This window comes from Streptomyces sp. NPDC096012 (assembly GCF_040426375.1).
In the GTDB taxonomy this organism is placed as follows: Bacteria; Actinomycetota; Actinomycetes; order Streptomycetales; family Streptomycetaceae; genus Streptomyces.
The window spans coordinates 68,139-92,721 of sequence record NZ_JBEOTD010000021.1; the positions used below are offsets into that span (position 1 = coordinate 68,139).

Sequence of the window (24,583 nt, forward strand, 5' to 3'; positions counted from 1 at the left end):
CTCACCCGTCGCGGGAGGGTCGGTGGTCGCCGGAGGGTCACCGGTCGCCGGAAGGGTGGTGGTCGCCGGAGGGTCACCGGTCGCCGGAAGGGTGGTGGTCGCCGGAGGGTCACCGGCCGCCGGAAGGGCCTTCGCCGGCGGGCAGCGTGAGTCCCCACGCCCCCTCGCGCACGGTCCAGGTCCGTCTGCGTACCGGCCCCGAGACCGCCGCGTCCGCCAGGTAGCGGAAGTCGGCGCCCACGACCGTCACCGTGCGGCCCGAGGCCAGCAGCGGGGTCGCCTCCGCGCCCACCGACAGCGGCCGCACCTCCACCGAGGCCTCCCCGGACGCACCCGTGGACACCGAGACCGCCTCGACCGGCTGGTCCAGGTCCACCACCGTCGTGCCGTCGACCTCCACCCGAAGCCGCGCGGGCCCCGGGGAGGGAATCAGCGGCAGCCGACCGGGACGGGGTGCCAGGGTCCGCACCAGGGAGCGGTACCAGGCCCGGCCGGAGACGGCCGGCACCGGCTCCGCCGCGGCCGACCGCACCGGCGCCGGCGGAATGCCGAGCGCGCCCAGCACCACCCCGTCGCTGTCGTCGACCAGCAGGTCCAGACGGCGCTCGGACCCGTCCAGCACGGCCCGCGCCGCCGCCACCGCGCCGCACGGCACCCCGAGGGACTCGGCCAGGGCGCTCTCGCCGACCGGGACCACCGACAGCGCGCATCCGGCCAGCTCCCGCTGCCGGTGCAGCAGGGTCACCGCGCGCACCAGGGCCCGGTCGTCGCCGACCACGACCGGGCGCCGCGAACCCCGCCGACCCAGTGCGCGGGCGAATTCCTCCGGCCCCTCCGGCAGGCACATCTTGGCCGCGGCACCCGCGCTGAGCACGTCTTTCGCGATTCGTACGGCCTCTCCGTCCGCCTGTCGTGCCGCCGGATCGATGATCACCAGCAGCTGATCGGACGTCGCGAAAGTCGCCACCTCGGTCCTGCCTCGCTTCCTCGGGTAGCATCTTTGTGCAAGAGCCCCTTGCGCTATTGCGCCAGGGGCTTCGTCTATTCCGGGGCATCCGGTCCGACGGTTGTGCGACCAAAGGCGGTCGCGGTGGTACGCGGCGGTGAACCTTACGCCGGGGCCCCCGACCTTGGACATGCCCCGCCCGGAAGGGGTGTACGCGCGTGCCCGCACTTGTGCTGCTCGGTGCTCAGTGGGGTGACGAAGGCAAGGGGAAGGCGACCGACCTGCTCGGTGGCTCGGTGGACTATGTAGTGCGCTACCAGGGCGGCAACAACGCCGGCCACACGGTCGTCGTGGGCGACCAGAAGTACGCGCTCCACCTCCTCCCTTCCGGAATCCTCTCGCCCGGCTGTACGCCGGTCATCGGCAACGGCGTCGTCGTGGACCCGTCGGTCCTGCTCTCCGAGCTGAGCGGTCTGAACGAGCGTGGCGTCGACACGTCCAAGCTCCTGATCAGCGGCAACGCACACATCATCACGCCGTACAACGTGACCGTCGACAAGGTGACGGAACGCTTCCTCGGCAAGCGCAAGATCGGCACCACCGGCCGCGGCATCGGCCCGACCTACGCGGACAAGATCAACCGCGTGGGCATCCGGGTCCAGGACCTGTACGACGAGTCGATCCTCACCCAGAAGGTGGAGGCGGCCCTCGACGTCAAGAACCAGATGCTGACCAAGCTGTACAACCGGCGTGCCATCGCCGTCGACCAGGTGGTCGAGGAGCTGCTGACGTACGCGGAGAAGCTCGCTCCGTACGTCGCCGACACCGTCCTGCTCCTCAACCAGGCGCTGGAGGACGACAAGGTCGTCCTGTTCGAGGGCGGCCAGGGCACCCTCCTGGACATCGACCACGGCACGTACCCCTTCGTCACCTCCTCGAACCCGACCGCGGGCGGCGCCTGCACCGGCTCCGGCGTGGGTCCGACGAAGATCAGCCGGGTGATCGGCATCCTGAAGGCCTACACGACCCGCGTGGGCGCCGGCCCGTTCCCCACCGAACTCCTCGACGAGGACGGCGAGGCGCTGCGCCGCATCGGCGGCGAGCGGGGCGTGACCACGGGCCGCGACCGGCGCTGCGGCTGGTTCGACGCGGTCATCGCCCGGTACGCGACCCGCGTCAACGGCCTGACCGACTTCTTCCTGACCAAGCTCGACGTCCTGACCGGCTGGGAGCAGATCCCGGTCTGCGTGGCGTACGAGATCGACGGCAAGCGGGTCGAGGAGCTCCCGTACTCGCAGAGCGACTTCCACCACGCGAAGCCGGTCTACGAGACCCTGCCGGGCTGGTCCGAGGACATCACCAAGGCGAAGTCCTTCTCCGACCTGCCGAAGAACGCCCAGAACTACGTCAAGGCGCTGGAGGAGATGTCCGGCGCCCCGATCTCCGCGATCGGCGTGGGTCCGGGCCGCGACGAGACGATCGAGATCAACTCGTTCCTCTGAGCGTCCCTTTCCCGAGGCCCGGGGATCTGATGGGACGGCCGGTTCGGTGAACCCGACCGGCCGTCCCGCCCTCGGCAGTGCCGACCGGGCAGGGCAGGCGCCCACTGTGTCCGTCGTGAAGAAAGCGGGAGGCCGCTGAGGTTCCGTGTGGCCACCGTCCGGTCCCGGCACGATGAGCAGGGACCACCACCCGCCCGGACGCCCTGCTGCTGATCCGCGCCGCGAACGACGGACGCGACCGGCTCACACCCGTCCGGGGCGGCGCGTCCGGACAGGTGACCTCTCGCCCTGAGCCGCACGTCTCCCCGCCGTACGACTTCGGGTGCTCCATCGTCACGCCCGGTGGACAATCGAGGTATGAGCGTCCACCGGGACCCGCGATGCCGGGGGCCCTACGGCGGCGAAGGGGCCGATGCCGGGCGTACGGACTGCTCCGACCCCGCGGTCTTCGAGATCGCCCGGTACCGCCTGCCCCCGCTGCTCGTGTGCCCGGTCCATCTGGGGTCCTCGCTGCTGATGGCGAGCGGGGTGCTGTGGCCCCCGGAGATCCGGCTCATCGGGCGCCCCTGACCTCAGCTGAAGACGATCATCGAGCCCTGGGCCAGGGAGCGGGTCGCCGCCGCGTGCAGGCCCAGCCAGACGTGGCGTTCACGGGCGAAGGGGCTCGGGTCGTACGGTGCCGGGACGGCCGGCTCCTCCAGTTCCGTGGGCGCGGACGGCGGTTGGGGCGGCGTTGGGGGGTTCGCCGGGTCGATGCCGATGGCCGGGGCCATGTACTGGAGTTCACGCAGCAGGGACTGTGCGGAGCCCAACGGGCCGCCGCCCGCGAGGAGGTCGTCGTTCGAGAGCGGGTGCGGGAAGTCCACGGGGACGTACGCGCCGGCGTGGTCGTAGTGCCAGACCAGGTGGGACTGCTGGGCCGTGGACTCGAACATCTCCAGCAACTGCTCGTAGTCGCCGCCCAGTTCGTCCACCGGGGTCACCGGCAGGCCACACACCTGGAGCAGGTAGACCCGGCGCAGGAAGTGCAGGGCGTCGTAGTCGAAACCGGCCACCGGTGCCACGTCGCCGGACAGTCCCGGCATGTACTGGTACACCGGTACCGGGGGGAGCCCGGCCTCGGCCAGCGCCTTGTTGTATTGCGCGAGTTCCTCGGCGAACGGGTTGTCCGGGGTGTGGCACAACACGTCGACGAGCGGTACCAGCCACAGGTCACAGGCCAAGAGGACTCCTCGCATCGGCAGGCGCGCGATCACGCACGGCAGCAGGTGGTCAGGGAAGGGTAGTCGCTGCGGCCCGGCTGCGGCTGCCCCGCGGGCCGTACCCGTCACCTACCCGTTGGTCAGGTGTTCCAGCAGCGCCAGTGAATGCGCGTTGGCGTCGGCCACGATCCGGTGGGCGGTTTCGGCCTCGCGGCGGGCCAGCGCGTCCACCAGGTCCGTGTGCCCGCCCCACAGCCGGCCGCGCAGGTCGGGGAGGCGGAGCAGGTGCGGCACCGCGCAGACCCAGGACTGCACGCGCAGCCGGTCCAGGAAGTCGCCGAGGTAGGGGTTGCCGAACAGGGCGCTCAGCTCGCGCCAGAACCTGAGGTCGTAGCCGATGAGGATGGTGAGGTCGCCGGCCGCCGCCGCACGCCGGGCCTCCTCGCCGCGGCGGCGCACGGTGGCCAGCGCCGCCGCCGTGCGCGGATCCTCGGGCGGGGTGCGGAAGGCGGGGTGGCCCGAGACGAGGGCCTGGAACATGCCGTCGGTGACCAGGCTGCGGGCCTCGATCATGTCCCGGTAGTCGCCGAGGGAGTACTCGGGCACCCGGAAGCCGCGGTGCTGGTCCGCCTCCAGGATCCCTTGCGCGGACAGGTCGACCAGCGCCTCGCGCACGGGTGTGGCCGAGACGCCGTACTGGTCGGCGATCTCCTTGACGGTGAACGCCCGGCCCGGTTGCAGCCGCCCGGCCAGCACCTCGTCGCGGAGCGCGTCCGCGATCTGCTGACGCAGGGTGCTGCGCGTCACCGCGCCGGTGCCGGGCATGGTCGGGGTCTCTCCTCACGCGTCCGGTGACGTACTCGTACGACCCGGTGTGGCGTACTCGTACGGATCCGGGGTGGCGTACTCGTGCGGACCCGCGGCCCGCGCGAGTCCCACTCCCTTACGAGCACGCCACCTTACGCGTTCGAATCCGCCCGGCGGCAGGCATGGCCCGGTGACACGGAGTGACTCGGGTGAGGGTGCCCCGGTGCTTACACCGTGTACTCGTCGGCCACGGTGAGCGCGGCGTCGAGTGCCTCGAGGCCCTCCTTCAGCTCGGCCTCGGTGGCGTTGCACGGCGGGACCACGTGGGTGCGGTTCATGTTCACGAAGGGCCACAGACCGTGCCGCTTGGCCGCGCCGGCGAAGGCGGCCATCGGGGCGTTCGCCTCACCGGCCGCGTTGTACGGCACCAGCGGCTCGCGCGTCTCGCGGCTCTTGACCAGCTCCAGCGCCCAGAACATGCCGACCCCGCGCACCTCGCCGACGCTCGGGTGGCGTTCGGCCAGGTCGGCGAGACCGGGGCCGACGACCGTCTCGCCGAGCCGCCTGGCGTTCTCGACGACGCCCTCCTCCGCCATCACGCCGAGGGTGGCGACGGCGGCGGCGCAGGCCAGCGGGTGACCGGAGTAGGTCAGGCCGCCGGGGTAGGGGCGCTTGCCGAAGGTCTCCGCGATCTTCCCGGAGATCGCGACACCGCCGAGCGGGACGTAGCCCGAGTTCACGCCCTTGGCGAAGGTCATGAGGTCGGGGGTGACGTCGAACAGGTCGGCCGCGAACCACTCACCGGTCCGGCCGAACCCGGCCATGACCTCGTCCAGGATGAACACGATCCCGTACTTGTCGCACAGCTCGCGCACCCCGGCCAGGTAGCCGGGCGGCGGAAGCATGATCCCGGCCGTGCCCGGGATGGTCTCCAGGATCAGCGCGGCGATCGTCGCCGGGCCCTCGAAGGCGATCGTCGTCTCCAGGTGCTCCAGGGCGCGCGCGGTCTCCTGGTCCTCGTTCTCGGCGTAGAAGCGCGAGCGGTAGAGGAACGGGGCCCAGAAGTGGACGACACCCGCCGCGGCGCCGTCGGAGGCCCAGCGGCGCGGGTCACCGGTGAGGTTGATGGCCTGCTGGGTGCCGCCGTGGTACGAGCGGTAGGCGGAGAGCACCTTCGGGCGGCCCGTGTGCAGCCGGGCCATGCGCACCGCGTGCTCGACGGCGTCCGCGCCGCCGTTGGTGAAGAAGATCTTGTCCAGGTCACCGGGGGTCCGCTCGGCGATCAGCCGGGCCGCCTCCGAACGCGCCTCGACGGCGAACGCGGGCGCGAAGGTCGTCATCTTCGCGGCCTGCTCCTGGATCGCCGCGACGACCTTCGGGTGCTGGTAGCCGATGTTGGTGAAGACGAGCCCGCTGGTGAAGTCCAGGTACCGGGTGCCGTCGTAGTCCCAGAAGTACGACCCCTCGGCGCCGGCGACGGCGAGGGGGTCGATGAGGTCCTGGGCGGACCAGGAGTGGAAGACGTGCGCGCGGTCCGCGGCCTTCACCGCGGCGCCGGCGTCGGAATGGGGCTGAGGGGTCATGCCCGCGAGCGTAAATGTCCGCCATGCGGAAGCGACATCGGCGTCCTGTTCCGTGGGCGGGGGCTTTCCGCGACAGGTTGTCCACGTGTGGGTCCCCGGAGGACGGGGATCCCGGGGGCCGGTCCCCCCCCGAGCTGCAGGGCCGACTTCCCGAGGGCGAGGCCGACTTCCCGGGGGCCGGTGACGATCTCCCGGAGGGCCGGGGCCGACCTTCCGGGGGCGGGTGGTGATCCCCTGCGGGCGGGGCCGACTTCCCGGGGGCGGGTGGTGATCCCCTGGGGGCGGTGACGATCCCCGCGGTGCCGGGCGGGCCTGTTACGCAACCGTAGACACCGGCTCGCGCCGTGCCCCGGTACGGCCGCACTATTCTCGGTCCGTTGCAGACCTATGGGGGGAAGGCGGCGCGGGATGGGGATGCTGGGACCGGGGGAACCGCTGGAGATCCCGCCGGGCGAGGCGCCGGCCCGGATCGGGGCGTACCGGCTGCTGGCGCGGCTGGGCGTGGGCGGCATGGGGAACGTCTATCTGGCCCGCTCGGACCGGGGACGCACCGTCGCCGTGAAGCTGGTCCGCCGGGAACTGGCGGAACAGGAGGAGTTCCGGGCGCGGTTCCGGCAGGAGGTGCGGGCCGCCCGACGGGTCGGCGGGTACTGGACCGCGCCCGTGCTGGACGCGGACACCGAGGCGGCGGTGCCGTGGGTGGCGACCGGGTACGTCGCCGGGCCGAGCCTCCAGCAGGTGGTGGGGCACGACCACGGGGCGCTGCCCGAGCGGTCGGTGCGGATCCTCGCGGCGGGCCTCGCGCACGCGCTCAAGGACATCCACGCGGCGGGGATCGTGCACCGGGATCTCAAGCCGTCGAACGTGCTGGTCACCATCGACGGCCCCCGGGTGATCGACTTCGGGATCGCGCGGGCGCTGGAGTCGACCACGGTGGGCGGGGAGGCGCTCACCCGGACCGGGTCGCTGGTCGGGTCGCCCGGATTCATGGCGCCCGAGCAGGTGCGGGGGGACCGGATCACACCGGCGTGCGACGTGTTCTGCCTGGGGTCCGTGCTGGTGTACGCGGCGACCGGGAGGCTTCCGTTCGGGGCCGCCAACAGTGGTGGGCACGCGCTGATGTTCCGGATCGCCCAGGAGGAGCCGGACCTCACGGGGGTGCCGGAGGGGATCGCCGACCTGGTGCGGGACTGCTTGCGCAAGGAGCCGGCGGGCCGGCCTTCGCTGGACGCGATTCTGGAGCGGACGGGGGCGGAGGACACGGTGGCCGGGGGGCGGTCCCGGGATCCGTGGCTGCCCGGGTCGCTGGTGGCGCAGCTCGCGCGGCACGCGGTGCGGTTGCTGGAGGCGGAGGATCCTGACGGCGGGGGTGGGGGCGGCGCCGATGCGGGTGGCGGTGCCGGCGAAGGGGTCGGTGGCGGTGCCGGTGGGTTCGCCGGTGCGGGTGCGACGGGGGGTGCCCGGCCTCCGGCCGGGTCCGTGTTCCCGTCCGCACCACCCGTGCGGGAAGCGTCGTCGGGTGCGGGCGGCCCCGGTGACGGCCGCTCGCCCTCGGCGGCTGCGGGTGGTGCGGGCGTGGGCCGTTCGCCGGCGGCGGCTGCGGGTGGTCCGAGTGTGGGTCGTTCGCCGTCGGGGGCTGAGGGCGGTGCGGCTGTGGGCCCTTCGTCGGCGGGGGCCGCGGGTGGTGTGGGCGTGGGCCGTTCGCCGGCGGCGGGTGCGGGTGGGCCCGGTGACGGCCCTTCGTGGGCGGGGGCCGCGGGGCCGTCTCCCGAGCATGGGGCTGTGGGGGACGGGGGTGCCCCGCCGCCCGCTCCGGCGGGGGTTCCGGCTGGGGACGGGAGCAGTCGTCTTCAGACCGCCGTGGCAGGACCGACACCCCCGCCCGGCGTTCCGCCCACGCCGCCGCCGTCCGCGCCGTACGGGTATCCGCAGCAGCACCCCCAGCCCGTCGCCGCCTACGGCTATCCGCAGGGCGGGCCGCAGCCGTCGTACCAGCCCTATGGCGGCGGGCACCCCTACGGCGGCGGGCTCGGCTCCACTTCACCGTACGGGCCGCCGCCGTACGGCACGGCGCAGGAGCCGGAACGGCGTGACGGGCGTTCCACCGCGCTGCTCGTGGTGATCGCCCTGGTCGTCGCGCTCGGCGCGGGCGGCACGGTGTACGCGCTGATGAAGAACGGCGGTGACGACGGCAAGGGCGGCGGCACGGCCGGTGCCGCCCCCACCGTCACCTCCGCACCGGCGGCCGGCGGCGGCTCCGGAGCGCCGAGCCCGGCCGCGTCGGCGCCGTCGGCCTCCGCCGGGGACGGGGCGGTCCCGGACGCCTACCTGGGCACCTGGGAGACGACGCTCGACAACGCCAACGGCGCCAACACCCGCCGGCTGACCATCCACCAGGGCAAGGTGGGCGACCCCGTGCTCACGCTGGTCGCGGACGGGGCGGCCGAAGGCGGCGGGACCTACCACTGCGTCTTCGAGGCCCACCTCGCCGAACGGCCCACGGGGCAGGGGCCGCTGGAGATCGGGCCGTCCTCCGTCACCACCGGCGAGCCCGCCTCCTCCTGCTCCCCGGGCGCGGCCACCGAGGTCACCCTGCTGCCGGACGGCCGCCTCAAGCGGGCGAAACAGGGCGGCGGGGAGAGCCTGACGTACAGCAGGCGGTGAGCGGCGTGCCGGGCGCCACACGACGCCCGGCACGCCGTCAGCGAGGTTCCGGGGGGCGTTGGCGTGGCATGTTCGGTCGGCTGCCGTTGGCCGGGGGAAGGGGGAGGCGGCCGGACGGGCCGCCGTGGTCCTGGCGCGGCAGGGACGCCACCGCCGTCTGGATGCCCAGCGGCGCCGAGCCGGTGCGGAACTCCACCATCCAGTCGGTCGTCTCCGTGCGGACCAGCTCCGTGACGTCCTCCGAGAAACGCCGCAGGACCCCCAGGCACCGGTCGGCCGCCTCGCTCGCCGTGCCCTCCGCCGGGCCCAGCACCTCCCGCACGCTCTCCGAGGCCCAGTCGAACTGCAGCGCCTGCAGCCGCCGCTGCACCGCCTGCGCGGTCGCCACGTCCCTCATCCATCCCGAGGTGACCCCGAAGAACCGGTCGACGCCCACGCAGGCGACGCTCAGCAGCAGCGCGAGACAGCCCCAGGGCGCCACCCCGCCGGCCGCCCCGGTGAGATCCAGCAGGGGCAGCGCGGCCCCGGCCACCGCGCCCGCGGCCGCGCCGGCCCGCAGCACCCGCGCACCGCGCCGCTTCCACACCCGGTCCCGCAGATACCAGGCCGTCGTGCGCAGTGCCTCCCCCTCCACCCAGCGGTACAGCTCGTCGAGCCGCTCGGCGGGCACCCCCCAGTCCCCGAGCGGAAACGCCCGCCCGGTCAGATCGCCCGGCCGCAGCCCGGCCGCACCCTCGCCCCGCCCGTCCTGAGGGGGACCCTCGGGTTGCATCTCCGGCTGACCCACCCGGCACTCCCAACTGATACACAACCGGTCACGTTGCGTGACATTCCATGCCGACGCGCGGCCCCCTTCCTACCGCCCAATGGGTGGCGGAGAGGGAGCTTTCTCGACTTTTCCGCCCGGATGAGGGCCTTGATCAGGTATAGGACTGCCAGTGTTCTCACTCGAAAGAGTGGCGGAGCGATGGCCGCCTGGACCACGTAGGCTCGTGCACAGATGGAGAAGGACAGCGGTGAAGACAGCAAGGAGCTGATCGTGATCCCCGGTGGTGGCCAGCCCAACATGCAGCAGCTGCTCCAGCAGGCCCAGCAGATGCAGCAGGATCTGCAGCGGGCGCAGGAGGAACTGGCGAACACGGAGGTCGAGGGGCAGGCGGGCGGCGGCCTGGTGCAGGCCACCGTGACCGGTGCCGGTGAGCTGCGCGGCCTCAGGATCGACCCGAAGGCGGTGGACCCGGAGGACACCGAGACCCTCGCCGACCTGATCGTGGCGGCCGTGCAGGCGGCCAACGAGAACGCGCAGGCGCTGCAGCAGCAGAAACTGGGCCCGCTGGCTCAGGGACTCGGCGGCGGCAGCGGCATTCCGGGCCTGCCCTTCTGAGCGTGTGACGTGCCGGCCGTTCTGGAGTTCGCCATCGGCGCGACACCCCCGCCGCCTTCCGGTGGACGGCGGCGGCCAACTACCGTACGTACCGAAAGGTCTCCAGGAAAGGCAGTCCGTTGTACGAAGGCGTGGTCCAGGACCTCATCGACGAGCTGGGGCGGCTGCCCGGCGTCGGTCCCAAGAGCGCGCAGCGGATCGCCTTCCACATCCTGCAGGCGGAGCCGACGGACGTGAAGCGGCTCGCGCAGGCGCTCCTGGAGGTGAAGGCGAAGGTCCGCTTCTGCGCGACCTGCGGCAACGTGGCACAGGAGGAGCTGTGCAACATCTGCCGTGACACCCGGCGCGACCCGTCGGTGATCTGTGTGGTCGAGGAGCCCAAGGACGTCGTCGCCGTCGAGCGCACCCGTGAGTTCCGCGGCCGCTACCACGTGCTCGGCGGGGCGATCAGCCCGATCGAGGGTGTCGGCCCCGACGATCTGCGGATACGGGAACTTCTCGCGAGGCTGGCCGACGGGACGGTCACGGAGCTGATCCTGGCCACCGACCCCAACCTGGAAGGCGAGGCGACGGCGACGTACCTCGCCCGCATGATCAAGCCCATGGGCCTGAAGGTCACCCGCCTGGCCAGCGGCCTCCCTGTGGGTGGCGACCTGGAATACGCGGACGAGGTCACTCTCGGCCGCGCCTTCGAGGGGAGAAGACTCCTAGATGTCTGACGCCACGCTGCACGACACGAGGCAGAACCCGGACGACTTCGTGGTCCAGATCGCGGACCAGGTGGAGAGTTTCCTGGTGGCCGTCACGGAGGTGGCGAAGGGCGACGAGCCCGAATCGGCGGTCCCCTTCCTCCTCCTGGAGGTCTCCCAGCTCCTGCTGGCCGGCGGCCGGCTGGGTGCCCACGAGGACATCGTCCCCGACGACCGCTACGAGCCCGACCCGGGCCCGGAGCAGGACGTGGACGACCTCCGCCTGAACTTCGCCCGCCTGCTGGACCCGATCGACGTCTACTCCGAGGTCTTCGACCCCTACGAGCCGCGCAAGGCCCCGGTGCCGGCCCGGCTCTCGGACGACCTCGCGGACATCATCACCGACCTGCGCCACGGGATGGCCCACTACCGCGCGGGCCGCACCACGGAGGCGCTGTGGTGGTGGCAGTTCTCCTACTTCTCCAACTGGGGGCCCACGGCCTCCGCGGCCCTGCGCGCCCTGCAGTCGGTCCTCATCCACGTCCGCCTCAACCAGCCCCTGGAAGAGCTCGACGGACTGGACACCGACCAGGCGGACATCGGCGACGAGACCCTGGAGTTCGAGGCCGGCCGGGTGATGGCGGAGGAGATCGGCGACCCGCTGGGGGTCCCGCGGGGCCAGTAGCGCCCGGGGCCACTGTGAGCCGGGGCACGTTCCGCGTGGTCCGGCTCCCGGTGGGCAGGTTCCGAATTCGAGCGGCCGAGGTCCCGGCACACGGTCCGACCGATGTCTCACCATGCGGGAGCAGGGTGGTGGATTTCGGACGCTCGTTAAACTGAGCCGACACAAACGAACCGAGCGAGGAGCGCACGTGGGCCTTGTCGTGCAGAAGTACGGAGGCTCCTCCGTAGCCGATGCCGAGGGCATCAAGCGCGTCGCCAAGCGGATCGTGGAAGCGAAGAAGAACGGCAACCAGGTTGTCGTCGTCGTTTCCGCGATGGGCGACACGACGGACGAGCTGATCGATCTCGCCGAGCAGGTGTCTCCGATGCCTGCCGGGCGGGAGTTCGACATGCTGCTGACCGCCGGAGAGCGTATCTCCATGGCCCTACTGGCGATGGCGATCAAAAACCTGGGCCACGAGGCGCAGTCGTTCACCGGCAGCCAGGCAGGCGTCATCACCGACTCGGTCCACAACAAAGCCCGGATCATCGACGTCACGCCGGGCCGGATCCGGGAGTCGCTGGACAAGGGCAACATCGCGATCGTCGCCGGGTTCCAGGGCGTCAGCCAGGACAAGAAGGACATCACCACGCTGGGGCGCGGTGGGTCCGACACGACGGCCGTGGCCCTCGCCGCCGCCCTCGACGCCGAGGTCTGCGAGATCTACACCGACGTCGACGGCGTGTTCACCGCCGACCCGCGCGTGGTGAAGAAGGCGAAGAAGATCGACTGGATCTCCTTCGAGGACATGCTGGAGCTCGCGGCCTCCGGCTCCAAGGTGCTGCTCCACCGCTGTGTGGAGTACGCCCGCCGCTACAACATCCCGATCCACGTCCGGTCCAGCTTCAGCGGACTGCAGGGCACGTGGGTCAGCAGTGAGCCGATTGGGGACCAGAAGGTGGAGCAGGCCATCATCTCCGGTGTCGCGCACGACACCTCCGAGGCCAAGATCACGGTCGTCGGCGTGCCGGACAAGCCGGGCGAGGCCGCCGCGATCTTCCGGACCATCGCGGACGCCCAGATCAACCTCGACATGGTCGTGCAGAACGTGTCCGCGGCCTCCACGGGCCTGACGGACATCTCCTTCACGCTGCCGAAGACCGAGGGCCGCAAGGCCATCGACGCGCTGGAGCGCAACCGGCCCCGCATCGGCTTCGACTCGCTGCGCTACGACGACCAGATCGGAAAGATCTCCCTGGTCGGCGCCGGTATGAAGACCAACCCGGGCGTCACCGCCTCCTTCTTCGAGGCGCTGTCCGACGCGGGCGTGAACATCGAGCTGATCTCGACCTCCGAGATCCGCATCTCCGTCGTGACCCGCAAGGACGACGTGGCGGAGGCCGTGCGCGCCGTGCACACCGCCTTCGGGCTCGACTCCGACACCGACGAGGCCGTCGTCTACGGAGGCACGGGCCGCTGATGGCACCGACCGGCAAGCCGACGCTCGCGGTCGTGGGAGCGACCGGGGCCGTCGGCGCGGTCATGCTCCAGATCCTGTCCCAGCGCGCGGACATCTGGGGTGAGATCCGTCTGATCGCCTCGCCGCGCTCGGTCGGCCGCAAGCTGGCCGTGCGCGGGACCGAGGCCGAGGTGGTGGCGCTGACGGAGGAGGCCTTCGCCGGGGTCGACGTCGCGATGTTCGACGTCCCCGACGAGGTCGCCGCCGCCTGGGCGCCGATCGCCGCCGCCCACGGAGCGGTCGTCGTCGACAACTCGGCCGCCTTCCGGCTGGACCCCGACGTGCCGCTCGTGGTGCCCGAGGTCAATCCGCACGCGGTCCGCACCCGCCCGCGCGGGATCGTCGCCAACCCCAACTGCACGACCCTGACGATGATCGTCGCCCTGGGCGCGCTGCACGCCGAGTTCGGGCTGCGCGAACTGGTGGTGTCGTCGTACCAGGCGGTCAGCGGGGCCGGGCGGGCCGGGGTGGACGCGCTCAGGAGCCAGCTGTCGCTGGTGGCCGGCACCGAACTGGGCACCAAGCCCGGTGACGTACGGCGGGCCGTCGGCGACGACACCGGGCCGTTCCCGGAGCCGGTCGTGCTGAACGTCGTCCCGTGGGCCGGGTCGCTCAGGGAGGACGGCTGGTCGTCGGAGGAGATGAAGGTGCGGGACGAGTCCCGCAAGATCCTCGGGCTGCCGGCGCTGCCGATCGCCGTGACCTGTGTCCGGGTGCCGGTGGTCACCACGCACTCGCTGACCGTCCACGCCCGCTTCCAGGGCGAGGTGAGCGTCGACGGCGCCCGCGAGATCCTCGCCACCGCGCCCGGCGTGGTGCTGTACGACGACCCGGACGCCGGGGAGTTCCCCACTCCCGCCGACGTGGTGGGCACCGACCCGACCTGGGTCGGCCGGGTGCGGCGGTCGCTGGACGACCCGACCGCCCTCGAACTCTTCGTGTGCGGTGACAACTTGCGCAAGGGGGCGGCCCTGAACACCGCCCAGATCGCGGAGCTGGTCGCGGCGGAACTCTCCTGATGAGCCCCCGGCACCGGAAAGAAGCCGGATGGGAGCGGATCTCTTCGTAGGATCTGCGTAAGGAATGTGTCCAGAAGCATGGTCCGGACCACTTGAACCGGGACCGTGCGGCGACAGAGGATTTCCTCCCCGCCCTGCGCAACCGCGTGCAGGGCGGGGAGCGTCTTTGCGGTCACCGTCAGGGGACCTGGGGACGTGATGATCCTGGCGTGGGGACGCCGTGATCGGGGCGTGGGGACGCCCGTTCAAATGGGATATAGCGGAAGAGCGGGGCGCATGACGGCACTTGATGCACCGTCGGTTGTCGCACGTGTGACGCCCGGCACGTACAACCCTGGCGGGGGGAAGCGTGTCCAACTGGCGTGGCAGAGGTACTCGAACTCCCAGCGGTCCGCGGCCCGGGCCTGCGGTCGCCCCGTGCGGCGCTCCGGCCCCGCACGTCCGGCGGCATGCCGGTGATCGCGCCCATGCCCACAGCGCGGCCCGCCCGCATACCGAGTCAGCGTGACGGTGCCGAGGCGGCCGAGGCGGCCGAGGCGGCCGAGGCCGCCGCGGTCGCCGGCACGACCGTCGACCATCTCACCGAGACCTACCGGGCGCACTACCGCTCGCTGCTGGGCCTCGCCGCGCTCCTCCTCGACGACACCGCCTCCTGCGAGGACGTCGTCCAGGAGGCCTTCATCCGCGTCCACTCGGCCCGCAAGCGCGTCCGCGACCCCGAGAAGACGCTCGCCTACCTCCGGCAGACCGTCGTCAACCTCTCCCGGTCCACGCTGCGCCGCCGCATACTCGGCCTGAAGCTGCTCTCCAAGCCGATGCCGGACATGGCGAGCGCGGAGGAGGGCGCCTACGACCAGCTGGAGCGGCGCGACCTCATCCAGGCGATGAAGGGACTCCAGCGCCGCCAGCGCGAGGTCCTCGTGCTGCGCTACTTCGCGGACATGACCGAGGCCCAGGTCGCCGAGTCCCTCGGCATCTCCCTGGGTTCGGTGAAGGCGTACGGCTCCCGGGGCATCGCCGCCCTGCGGGTGGCCATGGCGGCATCGGCATGAGCGGGCGCGCCGAAAGGGACGGTCCCGATGCGCGGCACGCCGACGGACGTCACGAGGGCCGCGCCCGGAACGCACCGGCGCAGCGGCACGAGCAAGAGCACAGGCAATCGCATGCTGGGAACGGAACTGTGAACCACGGCCCCGACGTACCGGGCCCCGAGTGGCCCGGCCCTGATCGCGACGGGTTCGACCCGGACGAGCCGGATCTGCGGCGGCTGCTGCACGCCGCGGTCGACGACCTGGAGCCGCGCACCGGCACCCTGGACCATCTGCGCCGGGCCGTCCCCGCCCGGCGGGCCCGCAAGCGGCAGGCCGTCGTCGGCATGGCCGCCGCGGCCCTGTTCATCGGCACCGCGATCCCCGCCCTCGTGCACGTGTCCGGCGCCGGCGGCTCCGATCCCGACACCGCCATGGCCGGCCAGTCCTCCCAGGTGCAGGGCGGCACGGGTCAGGGCGAGGACCGTGGCGGTCCCGCGGCCGGCCGGCACGACGCGGGCAGCGCGAGCGCCCGGCCCGGCAAGGCGACCGGCGAGCCCGGCGAGAAGGGCAGCAGCGACGGCGGCAACGGCGGCACCACCGGCGGCGCCGACCCCGCCGCGACCCTCGCCACGGGCACCCCGCTGTGCACGTCCGACCAGCTCGGTTCCGCCACCGGTACGGCCGACGCCCCCGACTCGGCGAACATCGTCTACGGCACCTTCCGGGTCGTCAACACCTCGTCCGCCGCCTGTACCGTCGGCGGCGCCGGCACCATCGGCGTCACGGCGCAGGGCGCCGCCGACCAGGCCAAGATCACCCGGACCGCGCACGTGGCCGGGGACGCGGCGACCAGCCTGCCCGATCCCTCCCTGGAGGTCCCGGCGCTGGTCCTGCAGCCGGGCGGGGCCTACGAGGAGAAGTTCGCCTTCGTCCCCTCGGAGACCTGCCCCACCACCGGCGCCGGCACCGGCGGCACGAACCCCGGCGACCCCACCCCCGACCCCACGCCCAGCGGCACGCCCGGAGCCGTGGGCGGCTCCGACCCCGGCAGCGGGTCCTCCGGCACGACCACCCAGCTGGTCACCGAGGACGGCACGGCGGACGGCAGCCTCGTCGTCACGCACACGGCCCAGCCCGGGTCACCGACGGCGTCCACGGTGGTGCCGAAGGCGTGCGCGGGGACGGTGTACTACACGGGAGTGCTGCCCGGCGCCTGACGTTCCGCCGGTGCGGGGCCGTGCCCCGGCCGAGGGATCGCCGCGGCTTCCCGCGCAGTTCCCCCCGCCCCTTCAGGGGCGTGCACCGCGGGGGGTTTCGACGGCGCGGCCCGGGGACGTGGCGAACCCTGCGACCAGTCCCGCGCGGGTCGGTCAGCCGCTGACGGCCGGTGCCCGTTCCGCCTCGTCCGGGACCAGGCCCAGCGCGGCGTCCCGCTGGAACTCGATCTCCCGTCGCAGCAACCGGAACCACATGAACACCACGAACCCGGCGAAGACGAACCACTCCCCGGTGTAGCCGAGGTTCTGGAACGCCTTCAGGTCCAGCCCCGTACCGCTCGGCGCGGTCGCGGGCACCGCCTTCATCCCCGCGTCCGCCTCGTCCAGGGTCACCCAGGCGTCGTACAGCTTGTACGGCACCAGGTTCACCAGCGACGCCGAGCTGATCGCCGGCGTCTGCCCGGCCGGGAGCCCGCTCTGCGCGCCGACGCCGTTGTCCCCCGGCGTCTCGGACGCCTGCAGCGCGCCGGTGACGGTGACCCGGCCGGTGGGCGGGGCGGGGGCCCTGGCCGTGTCCGCCGGGCCGGGCAGCCAGCCCCGGACCACGGGCAGGGCCCTGCCGGAGTCGGTGCGCAGCAGGGTGAGCACGTAGAAGCCGCGTCTGCCGTCCAGTTCCCGGCCGGGAACCAGCAGCTGCTCGCCGTACCGGCCGCTCGCGGTGACCCGCCGGCCCGAGGTGCCCTTGTCGACCGGCAGCATCCCGTCCAGTGGCCGCGCGGCCTCGTGCCGGCCGGACACGGCCTGCTCGGTCGCGGCGCGATGGTCCTGCACCCGCCCCTCGAACCGGCTCAGCTGCCAGGACCCCATGAAGACGCAGAACGGGATGGCGAGCAGCACGAAGACGTTGATGCCCCACCAGCGGGATGTCAGCAGGAACCGATACACGCCCTCCACGGTACGGCGCCCGGGGCGTGGACCCCGGCCCGGGGGTCGGCTCCCGGCCGCCCTGCGCGGTGGGGCGGAGGGCGTGCCGGAGCCCATGATCGGAAAGTTGTCCACAGGCTGCGCACACCTGGCCCCCAATTGTCGGCGCGGCCAGGCAGTATGGGCGCATGACTGGGGCCATGAGTGAGAGCAGGACGCAGGACACACCGGACATGCCGGACTGGGAGAAGCGCTTCCGGGCGCCGCGCGTGTCGCTGCCCGACTGGGCGGAGGACGCACCGGACCGCTCCCTGTTCGTGTCCAACGCGACGGGCACGTACGAGCTGTATGCCTGGGACCGTGCCACGGGCGCGCAGCGGCAGGTGACGGACCGGCCGAACGGCACGACGGACGGCGTGCTCTCCCCGGACGGCACCTGGATCTGGTGGTTCGACGACAAGGACGGCGACGAGTTCGGCGTCTGGCGCCGCCAGCCCTTCACCGGCGGGGAGAACGAGCCCGCGGTGCCCGGCCTCGAGCCCTCCTACCCGGCCGGTCTGGCCCTGGCCCGGGACGGGCGTACGGCGGTCGTCGGCCGCTCCACGGACGACGAGGGCACGACCATCCACCTCGCGCGCGAGGGCGAGGACCCGGTGGAGATCTACCGGCACCGTGAGTCGGCGGGCGTCGGCGGCCTCTCCCACGACGGCTCCCTGATCGCCGTCGAGCACACCGAGCACGGCGACGCCATGCACGCGGCGCTGCGCGTGCTGCGCCCGGACGGCTCGGCGGTCGCCGAGCTGGACGACACCGAGGGCGGCACCCGGGACCTGGGCCTGGAAGTGCTGGGCTTCGCCCCCGTCGAGGGCGACACCCGCCTGCTCATCGGCCATCAGCGCCGTGGCCGCTGGGAGCCGCTGGTGTGGGACGTGGCGACGGGCACCCAGACGGACCTGGCCCTGGACCTGCCCGGCGATGTCAGCGCCGAGTGGTACCCGGACGGCTCCGCCCTCCTCGTCGAGCACGGCTTCGAGGCCCGCAGCGAGCTGTTCCGCTACGACCTGGCGGCCCGCGAGCTGACCCGCATCCCCACCCCGCCCGGCACGGTCTCCGGCGCGACGGCCCGCCCCGACGGCAGCGTGGAGTACCTGTGGTCGTCGGCCGCCGAGCCCCCGGCGGTGCGTTCGACGTCCGGTGGCGTCGTCCTGGACCCGCCCGGCATGGCGTGCCCGCCGTCGGTGCCGGTGCGGGACGTGTGGGTGGACGGGCCGGGCGGCCGTATCCACGCCCTGGTCCAGCGGCCCGCCGGTGCCACCGGCCCGCTGCCCACGGTCTTCGACCTGCACGGCGGACCGACCTGGCACGACTCCGACTCCTTCGCCGCCGGCCCGGCCGCCTGGGTCGACCACGGCTACGCGGTGATCCGCATCAACTACCGCGGTTCCACCGGGTACGGCCGTGCCTGGACGGACGCCCTCAAGCACCGGATCGGCCTGATCGAGCTGGAGGACGTGGCCGCGGTGCGGCAGTGGGCGGTCTCCACCGGCCTCGCCGACCCCGAGCGCCTGATCCTCACCGGCGCGTCCTGGGGCGGCTACCTCACGCTGCTCGGCCTGGGCACCCAGCCGGAGGCCTGGTCGGTGGGCATCGCGGTGGTGCCGGTCGCGGACTACGTCACGGCGTACCACGACGAGATGGAGGCCCTGAAGGCCATGGACCGGACCCTGCTCGGCGGCACCCCGGAAGAGGTCCCCGAGCGCTTCGAGGCGTCCTCCCCGCTCACCTACGTCGACCAGGTGAAGGCCCCGGTCCACATCTCGGCGGGCGTCAACGACCCCCGCTGCCCGATCCGCCAGATCGAGAACTACGTCAAGCGCCTGGAGACGCGGGGCGCACCCCACGAGGTGTACCGCTACGACGCCGGGCACGGCTCCCTGGTGGTGGACGAGCGGATCAAGCAGGTCAGACTGGAGCTGGAGTTCGCCGCGCGGCATCTGCCCGCCTAGGACACCGGGGACACCTCCCCGGGTGGGCCGGCCCCCCCGGGGGGGCGCCTCCCCGGGGTGGGTCAGGCCGCCGGGGGGACACCTTCCCGGGGTGGAGCAGGCCGCCGGGGGGACACCTTCCCGGGTGGGCCAGCCCCCCGGGTGGGCCAGCCCCCGGGTGGGCCAGCCCCCGGGGGGACACCTTCCCGGGCAGGTCAGGCCGCCGGGGGGGGGACACCTCCCCGGGTGGGCCAGCCCCCCGGCGCTCACCGCAGTTCGGCGAGGCCCCGGCGGGTGGCGGCGACGACGACCCGGTCCCCCTTCGACAGCACGTGCCCGGGAGCCGTGTCGGTGCGCCCCTCGAGCGCCAGCACCCGCCAGGACCCGGCCCTGAACGCCTCCCGTACGGTCCGGCCCTCCAGCTGCGGATGCCCGTCCACGTCCACGGCGGCGATGAGCAGCACCCTGCGCTCCACGGGAATCGCCCCCATCACCTGCCGCCCCAGCATCGCCCCGGCGAACGAGGGCGCGGCCAGGTACGTCACGCTGCGGCTCCGGGTCCGCGCCTGCGGGTACGCGGCCCGCAGCGTCCGGTACACGGCGGTGGCGAAGTCGTCGTCGTACAGCCGCAGCACCACACGCAGATCGGGGCGCACGGTCCGGGCGTACAGCGCGGCCTCCAGGTTGGTGGTGTCGGAGCTGGTCACCGAGAGCAGCGCGTGCGCCCGGTGGATCACCGCGGCCTCCAGCACGCCCTCCTGGGTGACGTCCCCGAGGACCACCGGCACCCGCAGCCGGCGCGCGGTCGCCAGGCCCCGCGCGTCCGGGTCGGACTCCACGCACACCACGGGGACGCCCAGTTCCCGCAGCCTGGTCAGGACCCGGGTACCGATCTTCCCGAGCCCGAGCAGCACCACGTGGCCGCCGAGTCCGCGCGGCGGTCTGCGCAGCGCGGAAGCGGTGCGGAAGGTGCCCAGCGCCTCGAGGACGGCCGCCAGCAGGACCGGCAGCAGCAGCAGTCCGACCAGCCCGGACAGCAGCTGCAGGAGCTGCCGGCCGAGGGACTGCCCGAGCGCCGGGTCGTCGATCGCGAACATGTCCAGCAGGGTCAGGTAGAAGGCCCGCAGCGGATGGATGCCGGTGACCACCCACAGGGCGACGGCGAGCGCGACCACGCACCCCACGATCCCCGCCAGCGACCAGCGCAGCCGCCGGGAGAACAGCGAGGCGAGCGGCGGGACGCCCCGCACCCGGCGCTCGGGGGCGGCCGGCTCCGCACCCGCGGCGGACACCTGTTCCAGCACCAAGGCCGGGCGCCCGCCGTACCGCCGTACCTCCTCGTCGTCCGGGAGCAGCCGCGGTTCCTGCTCCCCGTTGCCCTCGGGGCCGCCGTCCGCGGGGTCGGCGGGCGCGGAGAGCAGCGCGAGGGTGCACAGGCCGGCCTGCCCGTCCCCGGCACAAGGGCGCTCCACGGCCCGCAGCAGCAGCCCCTCGGTCTGGACGACCCTGCTGGTCCCGGTGACGGCGGAGGCGGCCAGCGCGGGCGCGGCGGTGTCGGCGTCCGACAGCACGGTGGTGGAGGCGTCCGAGCCCTCGGCGTCCCCGCCGGCCAACGCGGTGACCTGGTCGAGGAGTTCCTCGATGTGCTGGCCCAGCCGCCGGTTGTAGAGCCGCAGCACGAGCCGCAGCCGGGGGTTGAGCCGGCGGGCGATCAGCGCGGCGCGGATGTTCGTCTCGTCGTCGTCGTACACGAGGGCCAGCGCCGCGGCCCGGTCCACTCCGGCCTCGGCGAGCACCGCCTCGGTCAGCTCGCCCGCGGCCAGCACCCCCGTGTCGTCCGGGTGACCCGGCGTGCCGCCCGCACCGGCGCCGGGCCCGGTGCCGGCGGCGCGGCCCACGGATCCGACCGCGGCGTTGACCACCCGGTCGAACAACGCCGCCGAAGCGGCCCTGGCCCGTCCCACCACGGGCGGTCCGGCCGTGCGTCGGCTCGGCGGCATCACGAGGGTGACCCGCTCGCCGTAGACCCCGCGCAACTCGGCGGCCAGCCGGTGCGCGAGTCCGTCGTCACCGCACACCACCATGTGCGCCGGCCGGGTCCCGGGACCCCCTTGATACGGAACGCTCGCCACGAGGGGAAAGACTGCCCCAACGGAAGGCCGGTTCCGGCGACGGGGTGAACACCGGTGCCGGGGACCGCGTACTGAGGGGGAGGCAGCGCATCAGCGGGAGGGATCCATCCGTGGCCATCACCGAAGACGCCCCGCCCGGTGCCGCGGCGCCGGACGCGGCGCGCCCCGCCGGCGAACGGCCGGGGAGCGGGGGCCGGCGGCTCAGCTCCCCGCTGGTGCTGACCACGACGCTGATCCTGGCGGTCCTCGCCCAGTCCCCGATCCGCGGAGCGCTCGCCGCCCCGGCGATGCAGAGCTGGATGACGGTGTTCGTGGCGGTCACCGTGCAGGCGCTGCCCTTCCTGGTGTTCGGCGTGCTGCTCTCGGCGGCGATCGCCGTGTTCGTGCCGCCGTCCTTCTTCGCGCGCGCCCTCCCGCGCCGCCCGGCCCTGGCCGTGCCCGTGGCCGGGATGGCGGGGGCGCTGCTGCCGGGCTGCGAGTGCGCGTCGGTGCCGGTGGCGGGCGCCCTGGTGCGCCGGGGGGTGACCCCCGCCGCCGCCCTCGCCTTCCTGCTCTCCGCGCCCGCGATCAACCCGATCGTGCTGACCGCCACCGCCGTCGCCTTCCCCCGGAACCCCGAGATGGTCCTGGCCCGGCTCGTCGCCGGCCTGCTGGTGGCGTGCGCGATGGGCTGGCTGTGGCAGCGGCTCGGCCGCACGGACTGGCTGCGCCCGCGGGCCCACGGCGACCACGAGGGTGCCACCAGGAGCGAGACGTTCTGGAACTCGGTCCGCCACGACACCATGCACGCCGGCGGGTTCCTGGTGCTCGGCGCGATGGCCGCGGCCACCCTGAAGGCGGCCGTCCCGGCGGACTGGCTGCGCGCGGCGGCCGGCGACCCGGTGGTCTCGGTGCTCGCCCTGGCCGTCCTGGCCGTGCTCCTGTCCATCTGCTCGGAGGCGGACGCGTTCGTCGCGGCCTCCCTCACCCAGTTCTCCCCGACGGCCAAGCTGGTGTTCCTGGTGGTGGGCCCCATGATCGACCTGAAGCTCTTCGCGATGCAGGCCGGCACCTTCGGCCGCGCCTTCGCACTCCGCTTCGCCCCCGCCACGTTCGCACTGGCCGTCGCGGGCGCCGTCGTGACCGGGGCGGTGCTGCTGTGAACCGCCAGGCCCAGGCCGCCGTGCTGTTCCTGCTCGGCGCCGCCCTGCTGCACGCCGGCACCACCGACCTCTACCTGCGCTACGTCAAAGCGGGACTGCGCCCGCTGCTGCTGGCCTCGGGCGCGGTGCTGATCGTGGCGGCGCTGGCCACGGCCTGGTATGCGCGCAGGTCCGGCAGGCCCGCCCGCACCGGGCACGCACACCCCGAACCACGGATCTCCTGGCTCCTGCTGCTGCCGCTCCTCGCGCTCATCCTGATAGCCCCGCCGGCCCTCGGCTCCTACAGCGCCCTGCGCTCCGGTACGGCGCTGCAGAAGCCGTACGCCTACGGCGCGTTGCCCGCCGGCGACCCGGTCCGGCTCTCCGTGGTCGATTACGCCTCCCGCGCCGCCTACGACCACGGCCGCTCCCTGCACGGCCGGCCGGTCCGCGTCACCGGTTTCCTCGCCATGGACCACTCGGGCGCGCCCTATCTCGTCCGTATGGCCCTCAACTGCTGTGCCGCGGACGCGCAGCCGGTGAAGATCGCGCTGCGCGGTGCGCTGCCCCCGGTGCTGCGCCCGGACGCCTGGCTGGAGGTGACGGGCGCCTACAGCCCCGGGACGGTCCGCGACCCCGTCAACGACGGCCCGATCCCGTACCTGGAGGTCACGTCCGCGAAGCCGGTCCCGATGCCGCACGACCCCTACGACGAGACCTGGAACAACTGAGCACGGATGTCGGGGCCCGGCAGCCGGGGGCCCGTCCAGTCTGCCGGGCACCCCACAAGAACCACGGACCCGCTCGGCGCACAATCACGCGCATGAACACCTCGGAGGTCGTCCGCCGTCCCCGCCGGACGCGCGTGCTGTGGTGCCTCGTCGGGACCGGGGCGGCCGGGGCGCTGTCGGCCGGGGCGCGGATCTGGCGCACGGGCCGCGCGGTGGACGGATGGGTGATCGCCGGTCTGCTCCTGGCGGTGGCGGGCGCCTGGGCGCTGTACCGGGTCACCGGGCCGGCGCCCCGGAAAGCGGCCGGCACGCGCCACCGGACCCTGCGGGGCCGCCGCGACCGGGCGGTCCCGCTGGGCGCCGGCGTGCTGCTGCTGTTGCTGCTCGCGGCGGCGGCGCTGGTGGCGTCCTGCGTGGCGGACGCCACGAAGGACGAGCGGGCGTGGCGGGCGGCGGTCCCCTGCCCGGCCGGAGCACCCGCGAGCGGGTCCGACGACTGCCTGCGGACCCTTCCGGCCGTCGTCGAGCGCACCGAGGTGCACGGGCCCAGGCAGCGCGGCCGGCTGTACTTCAGCGGCGGCCGGCCGCTCGCGGAGCTGGCGGTGTCGTACGAGGCCGCCAGGGCGTTCGAGGCCGGTGACCCGGTAGAACTCACCGTCTGGCGCGGTGAGGTGATGAAGGTCGCCGGGGCGCACCACGTCTGGCACGAACACGTCGTCACCGGCGGCAGCGTGGCCGTCCTCGCGGCCGGACTGGCCCTGGCCGCGGGTTTCCCCGGAGCACAGGTCCTGCTGCGGCTGCGCGGGCGCCGGCGGCCCGACGACGAGGTCCTGCCGTCGGCCCTGCCGTACGCGGGCGCACTGGCCGGCACCGGTGCGTGGCTGCTGCCGCTGTGCTACCGCCACCCCACGACGCTGTTCGGCTCCGGGTACTCCGTCACCTGGCTGTCCGTGGGCTCGCTGGTCACCCTGGGCCTGTTCGCCGGGGCCTGGCGGGCCACCCGCATCCGCGCCCCCGGCCTCCGCACCCCGGTTCACCCGGCGGCACCCCGGCCGCCGTCCGACGGCGAGGTGTTCGTGCCCGCCCGTTTCCTGGAGGACACCGCGTACAACCCGCACGGCTTCGGCACCCACATCGTCCTCGGGGAGGGCGGCCCCGCGGTGACACCGCACCCCGGGCCGGGCCGGTTCGCGGCCCGGCGCATCCCGGTGGAACGGCTCACCGTGAAGACGGTGCGGCGCGTGCGGGGCGCCGACGGCGACACCGTCCCGCGCGGCTGGCACATCGCCGAACTCGACGACGCCGGCACCCCGGTACGCCTCGCGGCCGCCCCCGACGACCTCGCGCGCCTCCTCCGTGCGCTGGTGCCCGCGCGGACGTGACCAGGGGCGGGCGTCAGGCGTTCGTGCGGACGTGCCCGGGGAGCGGTCGGTGTCAGGCGTTCGTGCGGACGTGTCCGGGGG

21 protein-coding genes are annotated in these 24,583 nt (G+C 73.5%); 14 read left to right on the forward strand and 7 right to left on the reverse strand.

Features of this window, described 5'->3' with window-relative positions:
* Positions 1-109: 109 nt before the first annotated feature.
* Positions 110-967, reverse strand: coding sequence for a diacylglycerol kinase family protein (locus tag ABVB68_RS20935; RefSeq protein WP_353602614.1), 858 nt, complete (start codon positions 965-967; stop codon positions 110-112).
* A 197-nt stretch (positions 968-1,164) separates the two neighbouring features.
* Here ABVB68_RS20935 and ABVB68_RS20940 point away from each other — a divergent pair, with 197 nt between their 5' ends.
* Positions 1,165-2,448, forward strand: a complete 1,284-nt coding sequence (locus ABVB68_RS20940; RefSeq protein WP_353602615.1) for an adenylosuccinate synthase — start codon at positions 1,165-1,167, stop codon at positions 2,446-2,448.
* Between the two features lie 357 nt (positions 2,449-2,805).
* Positions 2,806-3,018, forward strand: coding sequence for a hypothetical protein (locus tag ABVB68_RS20945; protein WP_353602616.1), 213 nt, complete (start codon positions 2,806-2,808; stop codon positions 3,016-3,018).
* Positions 3,019-3,020: 2 nt separating this feature from the next.
* Here the strand turns inward: ABVB68_RS20945 and ABVB68_RS20950 are convergent, their stop codons facing one another.
* The 3 genes from ABVB68_RS20950 to ABVB68_RS20960 form a co-directional block, all read right to left on the reverse strand.
* Positions 3,021-3,671 (reverse strand): putative DNA-mimic protein, encoded by a 651-nt coding sequence (locus ABVB68_RS20950; RefSeq protein WP_353602617.1) that lies wholly within the window; start codon positions 3,669-3,671, stop codon positions 3,021-3,023.
* A 108-nt stretch (positions 3,672-3,779) separates the two neighbouring features.
* The gene (locus ABVB68_RS20955) at positions 3,780-4,475 is read right to left on the reverse strand and encodes a GntR family transcriptional regulator (RefSeq protein ID WP_353602618.1); all 696 of its coding nucleotides are present in this window, start codon (positions 4,473-4,475) and stop codon (positions 3,780-3,782) included.
* Between the two features lie 209 nt (positions 4,476-4,684).
* A complete protein-coding gene (locus ABVB68_RS20960; RefSeq protein ID WP_353602619.1) occupies positions 4,685-6,040 on the reverse strand; it encodes an aspartate aminotransferase family protein in 1,356 nt (451 codons plus the stop codon).
* A 408-nt stretch (positions 6,041-6,448) separates the two neighbouring features.
* Here ABVB68_RS20960 and ABVB68_RS20965 point away from each other — a divergent pair, with 408 nt between their 5' ends.
* Positions 6,449-8,704 carry a serine/threonine-protein kinase gene (locus ABVB68_RS20965; protein WP_353602620.1) on the forward strand — a complete coding sequence of 752 codons (2,256 nt, stop codon included), beginning with the start codon at positions 6,449-6,451 and terminating at the stop codon, positions 8,702-8,704.
* Between the two features lie 37 nt (positions 8,705-8,741).
* Here ABVB68_RS20965 and ABVB68_RS20970 read toward each other — a convergent pair whose 3' ends face one another.
* Entirely contained in the window at positions 8,742-9,491 is a 750-nt protein-coding gene (locus ABVB68_RS20970) for an SLATT domain-containing protein (RefSeq protein ID WP_353602621.1), read from the reverse strand.
* A 252-nt stretch (positions 9,492-9,743) separates the two neighbouring features.
* Here ABVB68_RS20970 and ABVB68_RS20975 point away from each other — a divergent pair, with 252 nt between their 5' ends.
* From ABVB68_RS20975 to ABVB68_RS21005, 7 genes are all read left to right on the forward strand, one after another.
* Complete coding sequence (locus ABVB68_RS20975; RefSeq protein ID WP_353602671.1) at positions 9,744-10,088, forward strand: YbaB/EbfC family nucleoid-associated protein; 345 nt, start codon at positions 9,744-9,746, stop codon at positions 10,086-10,088.
* Positions 10,089-10,207: 119 nt separating this feature from the next.
* Positions 10,208-10,807 (forward strand): recombination mediator RecR, encoded by a 600-nt coding sequence (recR, locus tag ABVB68_RS20980; protein ID WP_353602622.1) that lies wholly within the window; start codon positions 10,208-10,210, stop codon positions 10,805-10,807.
* Positions 10,800-11,462: a DUF5063 domain-containing protein gene (locus ABVB68_RS20985; RefSeq protein ID WP_353602623.1), complete on the forward strand. Its 663-nt coding sequence runs from the start codon at positions 10,800-10,802 to the stop codon at positions 11,460-11,462. Before recR ends, ABVB68_RS20985 begins: the two co-directional genes overlap by 8 nt.
* Before the next feature lie 187 nt (positions 11,463-11,649).
* Positions 11,650-12,921, forward strand: a complete 1,272-nt coding sequence (locus ABVB68_RS20990) for an aspartate kinase (RefSeq protein WP_353602624.1) — start codon at positions 11,650-11,652, stop codon at positions 12,919-12,921.
* A complete protein-coding gene (locus tag ABVB68_RS20995) occupies positions 12,921-13,979 on the forward strand; it encodes an aspartate-semialdehyde dehydrogenase (RefSeq protein ID WP_353602625.1) in 1,059 nt (352 codons plus the stop codon). Before ABVB68_RS20990 ends, ABVB68_RS20995 begins: the two co-directional genes overlap by 1 nt.
* 362 nt (positions 13,980-14,341) lie before the next feature.
* Positions 14,342-15,031: a SigE family RNA polymerase sigma factor gene (locus tag ABVB68_RS21000; RefSeq protein WP_503006208.1), complete on the forward strand. Its 690-nt coding sequence runs from the start codon at positions 14,342-14,344 to the stop codon at positions 15,029-15,031.
* 128 nt (positions 15,032-15,159) lie between these two features.
* Positions 15,160-16,227 carry a hypothetical protein gene (locus ABVB68_RS21005; protein ID WP_353602627.1) on the forward strand — a complete coding sequence of 356 codons (1,068 nt, stop codon included), beginning with the start codon at positions 15,160-15,162 and terminating at the stop codon, positions 16,225-16,227.
* A 153-nt stretch (positions 16,228-16,380) separates the two neighbouring features.
* Here the strand turns inward: ABVB68_RS21005 and ABVB68_RS21010 are convergent, their stop codons facing one another.
* Entirely contained in the window at positions 16,381-17,172 is a 792-nt protein-coding gene (locus tag ABVB68_RS21010; protein ID WP_353602628.1) for an SURF1 family protein, read from the reverse strand.
* Positions 17,173-17,351: 179 nt separating this feature from the next.
* Here ABVB68_RS21010 and ABVB68_RS21015 point away from each other — a divergent pair, with 179 nt between their 5' ends.
* A complete protein-coding gene (locus ABVB68_RS21015; protein WP_353602629.1) occupies positions 17,352-19,157 on the forward strand; it encodes a S9 family peptidase in 1,806 nt (601 codons plus the stop codon).
* A 245-nt stretch (positions 19,158-19,402) separates the two neighbouring features.
* Here ABVB68_RS21015 and ABVB68_RS21020 read toward each other — a convergent pair whose 3' ends face one another.
* A complete protein-coding gene (locus ABVB68_RS21020; protein ID WP_353602672.1) occupies positions 19,403-21,220 on the reverse strand; it encodes an NAD-binding protein in 1,818 nt (605 codons plus the stop codon).
* Between the two features lie 158 nt (positions 21,221-21,378).
* On the opposite strand from ABVB68_RS21020, the gene ABVB68_RS21025 reads away from it, so the two are divergent.
* From ABVB68_RS21025 to ABVB68_RS21035, 3 genes are all read left to right on the forward strand, one after another.
* Complete coding sequence (locus ABVB68_RS21025) at positions 21,379-22,410, forward strand: permease (RefSeq protein WP_353602630.1); 1,032 nt, start codon at positions 21,379-21,381, stop codon at positions 22,408-22,410.
* A complete protein-coding gene (locus ABVB68_RS21030; RefSeq protein WP_353602631.1) occupies positions 22,407-23,120 on the forward strand; it encodes a TIGR03943 family putative permease subunit in 714 nt (237 codons plus the stop codon). Before ABVB68_RS21025 ends, ABVB68_RS21030 begins: the two co-directional genes overlap by 4 nt.
* 92 nt (positions 23,121-23,212) lie before the next feature.
* Positions 23,213-24,502 (forward strand): hypothetical protein, encoded by a 1,290-nt coding sequence (locus ABVB68_RS21035; RefSeq protein ID WP_353602632.1) that lies wholly within the window; start codon positions 23,213-23,215, stop codon positions 24,500-24,502.
* Positions 24,503-24,583 lie beyond the last annotated feature (81 nt).

Bases quoted from the DNA above. Each gene is read 5' to 3' on its own strand.
- ABVB68_RS21035 (WP_353602632.1), top strand. From the start codon at position 23,213: ATGAACACCTCGGAGGTCGTCCGCCGTCCCCGCCGGACGCGCGTGCTG.
- ABVB68_RS20955 (WP_353602618.1), bottom strand. From the start codon at position 4,475: ATGCCCGGCACCGGCGCGGTGACGCGCAGCACCCTGCGTCAGCAGATC.
- ABVB68_RS21020 (WP_353602672.1), bottom strand. From the start codon at position 21,220: ATGGTGGTGTGCGGTGACGACGGACTCGCGCACCGGCTGGCCGCCGAG.
- ABVB68_RS20960 (WP_353602619.1), bottom strand. From the start codon at position 6,040: ATGACCCCTCAGCCCCATTCCGACGCCGGCGCCGCGGTGAAGGCCGCG.
- ABVB68_RS20945 (WP_353602616.1), top strand. From the start codon at position 2,806: ATGAGCGTCCACCGGGACCCGCGATGCCGGGGGCCCTACGGCGGCGAA.
- ABVB68_RS20985 (WP_353602623.1), top strand. From the start codon at position 10,800: ATGTCTGACGCCACGCTGCACGACACGAGGCAGAACCCGGACGACTTC.
- ABVB68_RS20965 (WP_353602620.1), top strand. From the start codon at position 6,449: ATGGGGATGCTGGGACCGGGGGAACCGCTGGAGATCCCGCCGGGCGAG.
- ABVB68_RS21015 (WP_353602629.1), top strand. From the start codon at position 17,352: ATGAGTGAGAGCAGGACGCAGGACACACCGGACATGCCGGACTGGGAG.
- ABVB68_RS20995 (WP_353602625.1), top strand. From the start codon at position 12,921: ATGGCACCGACCGGCAAGCCGACGCTCGCGGTCGTGGGAGCGACCGGG.